This is a genomic window from Paracoccus sp. FO-3 (assembly GCF_006386455.1).
In the GTDB taxonomy this organism is placed as follows: Bacteria; Pseudomonadota; Alphaproteobacteria; order Rhodobacterales; family Rhodobacteraceae; genus Paracoccus; species Paracoccus versutus.
The window spans coordinates 1-7,720 of the sequence record NZ_VCBQ01000156.1; the positions used below are offsets into that span (position 1 = coordinate 1).

The 7,720-nt window shown below is 72.1% G+C and carries 7 protein-coding genes; 1 reads left to right on the forward strand and 6 read right to left on the reverse strand.

The window, feature by feature from the left end; genetic code table 11:
- On the reverse strand, positions 1 to 969 hold a 969-nt coding region (locus tag FE811_RS24715), incomplete at its 3' end, for an AMP-binding protein (RefSeq protein WP_140849168.1).
- Between the two features lie 16 nt (positions 970 to 985).
- Positions 986 to 2,356, reverse strand: coding sequence for a malonyl-CoA decarboxylase (locus tag FE811_RS24720; protein ID WP_116222866.1), 1,371 nt, complete (start codon positions 2,354 to 2,356; stop codon positions 986 to 988).
- 287 nt (positions 2,357 to 2,643) lie between these two features.
- Here FE811_RS24720 and FE811_RS24725 point away from each other — a divergent pair, with 287 nt between their 5' ends.
- Positions 2,644 to 3,288 carry a hypothetical protein gene (locus FE811_RS24725; RefSeq protein ID WP_116222800.1) on the forward strand — a complete coding sequence of 215 codons (645 nt, stop codon included), beginning with the start codon at positions 2,644 to 2,646 and terminating at the stop codon, positions 3,286 to 3,288.
- Positions 3,289 to 3,365: 77 nt separating this feature from the next.
- Here the strand turns inward: FE811_RS24725 and FE811_RS24730 are convergent, their stop codons facing one another.
- The 4 genes from FE811_RS24730 to FE811_RS27690 form a co-directional block, all read right to left on the reverse strand.
- The gene (locus FE811_RS24730; RefSeq protein WP_116222801.1) at positions 3,366 to 4,103 is read right to left on the reverse strand and encodes a calcium-binding protein; all 738 of its coding nucleotides are present in this window, start codon (positions 4,101 to 4,103) and stop codon (positions 3,366 to 3,368) included.
- 111 nt (positions 4,104 to 4,214) lie between these two features.
- Positions 4,215 to 5,387 (reverse strand): glycerate kinase, encoded by a 1,173-nt coding sequence (locus FE811_RS24735; RefSeq protein WP_116171335.1) that lies wholly within the window; start codon positions 5,385 to 5,387, stop codon positions 4,215 to 4,217.
- A 137-nt stretch (positions 5,388 to 5,524) separates the two neighbouring features.
- A complete protein-coding gene (locus FE811_RS24740; protein WP_181180962.1) occupies positions 5,525 to 7,144 on the reverse strand; it encodes an SLC13 family permease in 1,620 nt (539 codons plus the stop codon).
- Between the two features lie 44 nt (positions 7,145 to 7,188).
- Positions 7,189 to 7,720 (reverse strand): hypothetical protein (locus tag FE811_RS27690; protein ID WP_181180963.1); only part of this gene is annotated, 532 nt, incomplete at its 5' end.

The following is a 7,720-nucleotide window of genomic DNA, read 5'->3' on the forward strand; positions in this document are numbered from 1 at the left end:
GCCGACGGTGCCGGCGATGCGCGCGCCGTCATAGGGGTTCGAGGCGTTCATGTTCGTCTCGGTCATGCCGTAGCGTTCCAGGATGGCATGGCCGGTGCGGACCTGCCATTCGCGATGCGTCTCGGCCAGGAGCGGCGCCGAGCCCGAGACGAACAGCCGCATTTTCGCGGTGGCCGCGGCATCCAGCGCCGGTTCCTGCAGCAGCCGGACGTAGAAGGTCGGCACGCCCATCAGCACGCTCGCCCGCGCCATCGCCTCGAAGATCCGGTCGACGTCGAATTTCGGCAGGAAGATCATCGAGGCGCCCGAGAACAGCGCCACGTTGGTGGCGACGAACAGGCCGTGGGTGTGAAAGATCGGCAGGGCGTGGATCAGCACGTCCTGGGCGGCAAAGCGCCAGGCATCGCACAGCACCAGGGCGTTCGAGACCAGGTTGCCATGCGTCAGCATCGCGCCCTTCGACCGGCCGGTGGTGCCCGAGGTGTAAAGCAGCGCGGCCAGGTCGTCGCTGTCGCGGGCCACGGTGGCGAAAGCCTCGGGGGCGGCATCGGCGGCGTCGGTCAGGCTGCCCCGCCCCTCGGCGTCCAGCGTGACCATGCGGGCGCCGGCGGCTTCCGCGGGCTCGCGCAGCGCCTCCTGCCGGGCGGGATCGCAGACGAAGACCCTGGGCTCGGCATCGCCCAGGAAATAGCCGATCTCGGCGGGGGTGTAGCCGGTGTTCAGCGGCAGGAACACCGCCCCCGCCCGCAAGGTAGCGAGATAGAGGATGATCGCCTGCACCGATTTCTCGACCTGTGCCGCCACCCGGTCGCCGGGCTGGACGCCAAGCCCCGCCAGCGCATTGGCCATGCGGCCGCTGCGGGCGATCAGGTCGCCGTAGCGGATGCGCTCGCCCGCCGGCGTCTCGATGGCCACGGCCTCGGGGTCGCGGATGCGGGTGGCGAGAAGGTCGAACAGGTTGTCGCTCATGAATGGTCCCCGTGGTTCATGCGTTGGAAATCGGCTGCGCGCGCGTCACGCTGTCCGAGGCGGCGATGGCGCTGCCTTCGGCGAAGGCTTCGTGGTTCGCCTCGATCTGGTCGAGGTCGTAGAGGTAGTTCACCATCAGCCCATGCGCCTGCTTGAGCCCGTTGGCCGAGACGTCACCCAGGAAGTTCAGCCGCTCCAACCGGGCGCCGTTGCCCAGGTGGAAGCGCGCCACCGGATCGACGACGCGGCCCTTGCCGTCGCGGGCGCGCAGGAAATAGGTGGCGGCGGCGGCCAACAGAGGCGCGCGCAGGCTTTCGGCCGCGGCCCGGTCCCGGTGCCAGTCGGGATCGTCCAGCAGGGCGAAGGCCAGGCGCTGGTCGGCACCGATCAGTTCGGACATCTCGTCCTGGCGCTGCCGGGCCAGCCAGGCGGCAAAGCCGGGCACCGGCGACAGCGTGACGAAGCTGCGGATGTTCGGCAGTTCCGCCTTGAGTTCCTCGACCACCTGCTTGATCAGGAAATTGCCGAAGGACACCCCGGCCAAGCCCCGCTGCGTGTTCGAGATGGAGTAGAACACCGCGGTGCTGGCGCGCTCCGCCTCGATCGGCTGGCGGTCGAGGTCGAGAAGGCCCGCGACATTGTCCGGGATCTCCTCGGTCAGCGCCACCTCGACGAAGATCAGCGGCTCGTCCACCAGCTGCGGGTGAAAGAAGCCGTAGCAGCGCCGGTCGGTCGGCTGCAGGCGGTTGCGCAGGTCGTCCCAGTTCTGGATGGCATGCACCGCCTCGTAGCGGATGATCTTTTCCAGGATGCTGGCGGGCGTGTTCCAGTCGATATGGCGCAGCACGAGAAACCCCCTGTTGAACCAGGAGGCGAAGAGATGCGCAAAATCCAGGTCCACCCGGCGCAGTGCGGGATTATCCTCCAGATGGGCCAGCAGCTCCTCGCGCATCCGCACCAGCGCCGCCGTGCCGCCGGGGGCAAGGTTCAGGCGACGCAGCAGCTCCTGCCGGCGCGGCTCGGTCGCCTCGTGCAGCGCCTCGATGGCCAGCGTGTCCTCGGGGTCGCGCTGCACCGCCTCCAGCGCGGCGCGGACCACCGCCGGGTCGGGGCCGAAACGCTCGGCGAGGTCGTGCAGGAAGGCCAGCCGCGTCGCCTCGTCGGCATCCTCGAAGGCGGCGAGCAGGTCTTGGGCGATGGCCACGCCCGAGGCTTCGCCCCGCCGCGACAGCAGCGCCTCGCCCAGTTCGCACAGGTCGGGCGACTCGGTGGCGGCGCCGGCACCGCGCCGTCCCAGCAGGCGGCGGCCGCGGTTCGTCAGCACCTCGAACAGCTCGCCCAGAAAGGCCGGGCGGCTGGGGCGCGGGGTTTCGACGGTCCTGGTCATTTCGGCCTCCGAAGGGGTTGGCATGCCGGGATCGCCCCGGCAGCACGAAGATCGACCATGGCGCAGCCGGGCGACCGCCGGTGCGCCATGGTCCGGCAGTTTGCGGAAAAACGCCGGCCGGTCCACCCCAGAGGCATCGGCCGCCTTCCAGACGCGCGGCCGCATCCCCGCGCCGGCGACAAGCGACGCCGGCCTTTCGCGGCATGGGCCGCAAAACCCTCTGGCGCATCGCGGCGAAGCGGTGGGATAAACGGGCCGGGGATCGCGGCCGAGCCAGGGAGTTTCCGATGCGCTATTTCGACTTCAGCACCTGGCAGGGGATCCTGACCACGCTGCTGGGCCTTGCGCTGTTCACGCTGATCGGCGTCGGCATCCGGGTGCTGATGCTGCTGACCATCCAGCAGCGCCAGCAGCGGATGAACCGGCAGATCAACGAGCGGCTGCGCACGCTGATCGCCGCCTACAAGGTGCTGGGCGGTTCCTTCACCGGCGAGTTGCTGGTCGATCCGACGCATTTGCGCGACCTGCGGCAGCGCGCGCAAGAGGCGGGCGGCGATGAGGCCGGCGGCTCGGATCGCGCCCGGCGCATCCGCGACGCGGTCGAGGCGGCGCTTTCCGACATCATCCTGCTGGGGACCGAGGAACAGGTGCGCCTGGCCAGCCATGCCGCCGCCGAGATGGCCGCCGGCCGGACGATCCACACCGCCGAGCTGGTCGTCTCGCTGCGCGATTTCATCCGCAAGGCGCTGGACCTTGCGCCGGTGCCGTCCGATGCGGTGATCCCGCTGCAAGGTCCGGCCCGCCAGCTTGGCGGCTCGTCCAAGGGCGGGCGCGGCGAAGGCGGCAAGGGCGGCGGTGGCGGCATGGGCGGGGGCATGGGCACCGGCATGGGCCTTGGGCCGGGGCGTCCTGCCGACGATGCCGGGCCCTGATCCGGGGCCGCGGGGCGCATAGCATCGCAGCGGCGCGGACCTGCCCGCGCCGCCGTCGCCTGCCGTGGATAAGCCGCCTACCAGCTGAAATCGTCGCCGCCCAACTGGCCCAGCCGCATGTCCTCGATCACCAGCCGGTCGTTGCCGGCGCGGATCACGACGTCGTTGCCGACCTGGCTCGCCGCGGCGCGGATGTCGCCGAAACCGTCGAACCGGGCGTAATGCGACAGGTTGATGCGGTCGTCGTCGCTGTCGAAATCGGTGATCCGGTCGCGGCCGCCGTTCCAGACGAAGACATCCGCGCCCTCGCCACCGGTCATGGTGTCGTTGCCGGCACCGCCGTTCAGCGTGTCGTTGCCCTCGTGCCCGACCAGCCGGTCGTTGCCGGCCTCGCCGAACAGGCGGTCGTCGCCCTCGCCGCCCATCAGCGTGTCGGCGCCGGCACCCGCGCGGACGACGTCGTTGCCGTCGCCGGCGGCGATATGGTCGCGGCCGTTGCCGGTAAAGGCCTGGTCGTTGCCCTCGCCCAGGGTGATGCGGTTGTTGCCGTTGCCGGCGCGCACCACGTCATTGCCGCTGCCCGCGTCGATGGTGTCGTTGCCGGCACCGGCCAGGATCACGTCGTTGCCCTCGCCGCCCCAGACCCGGTTATGGCCCTGTCCGGCATCCAGGCGGTCGTTGCCGGCGCCGCCATAGATGCTGTCGTTGCCCTGGTAGCCGAAGATGCTGTCGTCCCCGGACATGCCCCAGATCTGGTCGGCGACACTGGTGCCGAACAGGCGGTTGTCGTCGTCGTTGCCACGTATCTTTGCCATGGTCGTTCTCCGTCACTTGCGTTGGACCGGCAGGATCGGAGCGGCCTTGGGCGGCCGTTCCCCGCGCGTCCCGGTTGCCGGTTCGACCGGGGGCGCAAGTCGCGATGTTCATCAGGCGTCGCGGGCGCGCCAGGCCAGGCGCTGGCCCACCAGCAGCATGCGCATGGTGTTCTCGGCCGCCGCGCGCAGCAGCTTGCCGCCCTCGTCGATCGCCTTGCCCAGCGAACAGGGCCGCCGCATGATCGAGGCATAGGCGGCGATCCCGTGTTCATAGGTCTGGCGCGCGCCCTTGCCGATGGTGCCGGCCAGCGCCACGGTCGGCACGCCAAGCGCCTCGGCGCGGCGCGCGACCTCGCAGGGCACCTTGCCATAGGGGCTCTGCCCGTCCAGCGCGCCCTCGGCGGTGATGACCAGGTCGGCGCGGGCCAGCAGCCGGTCGAAATCCAGGTAGTCCAGCATGATGTCGAAGCGCGGATGCAGCGTCGCGCCGGCAAGGCCGGCAAGCCCCGCCCCCAGCCCGCCCGAGGCGCCCGCGCCCGCCATCCCCGCCACGTCGCGCCCGGTCGCCGCCAGGATCGCGGCGGCGTGGCGGGTCATGCCGCGGTCCAGCGCCTCGACCTGCTCGGGCGTGGCGCCCTTTTGCGGGCCGAAGACGCGGGCGACGCCGCGCGGGCCCAGCAGCATGTTGTGCCAGTTCACCGCCGCGTCGATCCGCACCCCCGCCAGCCGGGGATCGAGCCCGGCGATGTCGATCCGTTCCAGATGCTCCAGCGCGCCGCCGCCTTCGGGCAGCTCGCGCCCCTGGGCGTCCAGGAAGCGCGCGCCAAGCGCCCGCGCCATGCCGGCGCCGCCGTCGTTGATGCCGCTGTCGCCGCAGCCCACAAGGATGCGGGTGGCGCCCTGGTCCAGCGCCTCGAGGATCAGTTCCCCGACGCCGCGGCTGGTGGTCAGCGTCGGGTCGCGCCGGTCGCGGGGCACCAGCGACAGGCCGGCGGCCGCCGCCATCTCGATCACCGCGCTGCGCGGGCCGTCGCCGCCCATCATGCCCCAGAAACTGGCCACGGGCTGGCCCAGGGGGCCGGTGACGGTGGTGGCGACCATGCGGCCGCCGGTGGCGGCGACCAGCGCCTCGGTCGTGCCTTCGCCGCCATCGACCATGGGGGCGGTCAGGATGGTCGCATGCGGGGCGGCGCGGCGGATGCCGCGGGCGATGGCCTCGGCCACCTGATTGACGGAAAGCGATTCCTTGAACCCCGAGGGTGCGATCAGAACGGTCAGGGACATATCCGGCATCCTTTTTTCTGTTGTCTGGCAGGATTACGGCCCGGACCCGTGGATTATTCCGGCGCGATGCGAAAAATTTGTGGCAGGAAGCGAAAAGAGCGGCCGGAGCCGCCCTTTCCCATTGATCCGAAACGATCTTATCGGATGGTGATGCGCAGGCCCACCGGGCGCAGGGCGCGGTTCACCTCGTGCTGCAGCCGCTGCAACTCGCCCATGGCGCGGGGATGGTGCGGCTCGGCCGGAAGTCGCGCAGGCCGGGGCACGGGCCGGGTGGCGGAAATGGTCGGGGCCGGAGCCGACACCGAGGCCGGGGCTTCCTGCGCCCCGCCGCGCATCCGCTCCAGCTGCGCGGGCCAGACCAGCAGGGCGAAGCCGACCAGCAGCGCGGTCACGGCCGGCGCCAGCGGCAGCGCCAGCCGCATCAGGTCGCGCTGCGCGAAGCCCGCGCCCTCGGCATGGCCGAAGATCGCCACCGGCTTGGCCGAGGCCATCATGCTTTGGCAAAAGCCGGTGCCCATGACCGCGACCAGGATCATCAGCGCCGGATCGTGGCCCCAGCCCGCCATCGGCAGCGCCAGCGCCGGGATCAGCACCGCCGCGCGGGCCGAGCGCGAGGTGATCGCCAGATGCGCCGCCACCGATGCCGCGGCCAGCAGCGCCACCACGGCGGCGCGATTCCCGGTCAGCACGGGCGGCAGCGCGGCCAGCGCATGGCCGGCCAGCCAGCGGTCCGTCCCCGTCGCCGTCATCGCCTGGGCGATCAGCACGGTCGCGGCCATGTAGAGCAGCAGCTCGACATCGACGGCGCGGAAGATCTCCTTGGGCTTGCGGGTGGCAAAGGGCGGGGTCAGCAGCACCAGCGCCCCGGCCAGCGCCGCCAGCGCCATGCCGATGCCGTGCAGCGGCGCGGTCAGCCACAGCCCGACCACCGCCGCCAGCACCAGGGCGATGCGCGCCTGGCGGCGGCGGGTCGCGGGGTCCGGCCGCGGCGTCTCGATCCGGGGCAGCGGCGCCATCAGCAAGGCGCGCGGCACGAACAGCAGCAGGATCAGCGCGGCCCCGGCCAGGCTGGCGGCCAGCGAAAACGGCAGGCCCAGCATGGCCCAGTCCAGATAGCCCAGCTGCAAGCCGGTGGCGCTGCGGATGCTGGCGGCGGCCAGCAGATGCGCGCCCGCCCCGATCAGCGAGGCGCCGGCGGACAGCAGGATCACCGTCGGAAACAGCAGCGCCAGCGGCTTTCGCAGCGCCGGATCGGGCAGAGCGCCGGCGATCGCCGCAAAGACCGGCAGCAGCAGCGCCGCCCGCCCCGAGGTCGAGGGCAGCACGAAGGCCGTCGCCGCCACCAGCAGCGCCAGCAGCAGGGCGAAGGGCGCGAAACGCAGCCCCCGGCGCATCAGCGGCGCGACCAGCCGCTGGGTCAGCCCGGCATCCCTGGCCACGGCGGCGATGACGAAGGCCGAAAGCAGCAGCCAGATCAGCTCGCTGCCGAGCGCGGCGAAAAGCTGCGCCTCGCTCAGCACGCCGCCCAGCACCAGTGCCAGCACGGCGGCCAGCGCCACCAGCGATTCCGGCAGGCGCGTGCCGACCCAGCCCAGCACCGCCAGCGCCGAGACGGCCAGCGTCATCCGCCCCCGCGGCTCCAGCGTGGCGGGCAAGCCCCAGGCGGCGGCGATGATGGCCAGGGCCAGCAGCGCGGCGATCAACCGGCGCGGCCGGGGAAGCGGCAGGGTCGGGGCAAGAAGGGTCCGGGCGGTCATGGCGTTCTCCTATCTGTCCACAGGATTACGCGGCGGGCTCCGAACTATTCCCCCGGCAGGGCGCGCAGGGCCAGCGCCTCGTCCTCGGGGGTCAGCGGCTCGCCCGCGCCCAGGGCGGCAAGCGCCGCCTCGATGCTCTCGGGGCCCGAGGCCGGGCGGTAGTCCGCGCCGTCCGCCTGGGCCTGGGCGGCGAAGCGCGCCTGCCAGCCATCCGCGTCGCGGCAGGCCAGCACGGTGCGCAGCGCGCGCGCGCGGGCGGTTTCATATTCGCGGCACAACTGCCCCCCGGCCAGCTGGAACGAGGCGATCATGCTGATCTCGGTGCCGTCCGCCAGCACCCGCACCTCGCCCGAGGGCAATTCGTCCAGCGCCGCCAGCTCGGCGCCCGGCAGCCCATCGGCGCCCCGCCCCGACCATTCCCACCAGCCAAGGCCAAGCGCGGCCAGCGCGGCCGAGGCCGCCAGCGCAAGCCATGGCCGGCGGTTCAGGTTCGCGGCCGGGGCCTTTGGCGCGGCCTGCGGCGCAGGAGCAGGCGCAGGCGCGGCGGTGGCGGCGCGGATCATGCCGGCCAGCGGG

What these genes read in the sequence shown, in the direction of transcription:
- FE811_RS24720 (WP_116222866.1), bottom strand. Translation starts at nt 2,356, where the DNA reads ATGACCAGGACCGTCGAAACCCCGCGCCCCAGCCGCCCGGCCTTTCTG.
- FE811_RS24740 (WP_181180962.1), bottom strand. Translation starts at nt 7,144, where the DNA reads ATGACCGCCCGGACCCTTCTTGCCCCGACCCTGCCGCTTCCCCGGCCG.
- FE811_RS24730 (WP_116222801.1), bottom strand. Translation starts at nt 4,103, where the DNA reads ATGGCAAAGATACGTGGCAACGACGACGACAACCGCCTGTTCGGCACC.
- FE811_RS24735 (WP_116171335.1), bottom strand. Translation starts at nt 5,387, where the DNA reads ATGTCCCTGACCGTTCTGATCGCACCCTCGGGGTTCAAGGAATCGCTT.
- FE811_RS24725 (WP_116222800.1), top strand. Translation starts at nt 2,644, where the DNA reads ATGCGCTATTTCGACTTCAGCACCTGGCAGGGGATCCTGACCACGCTG.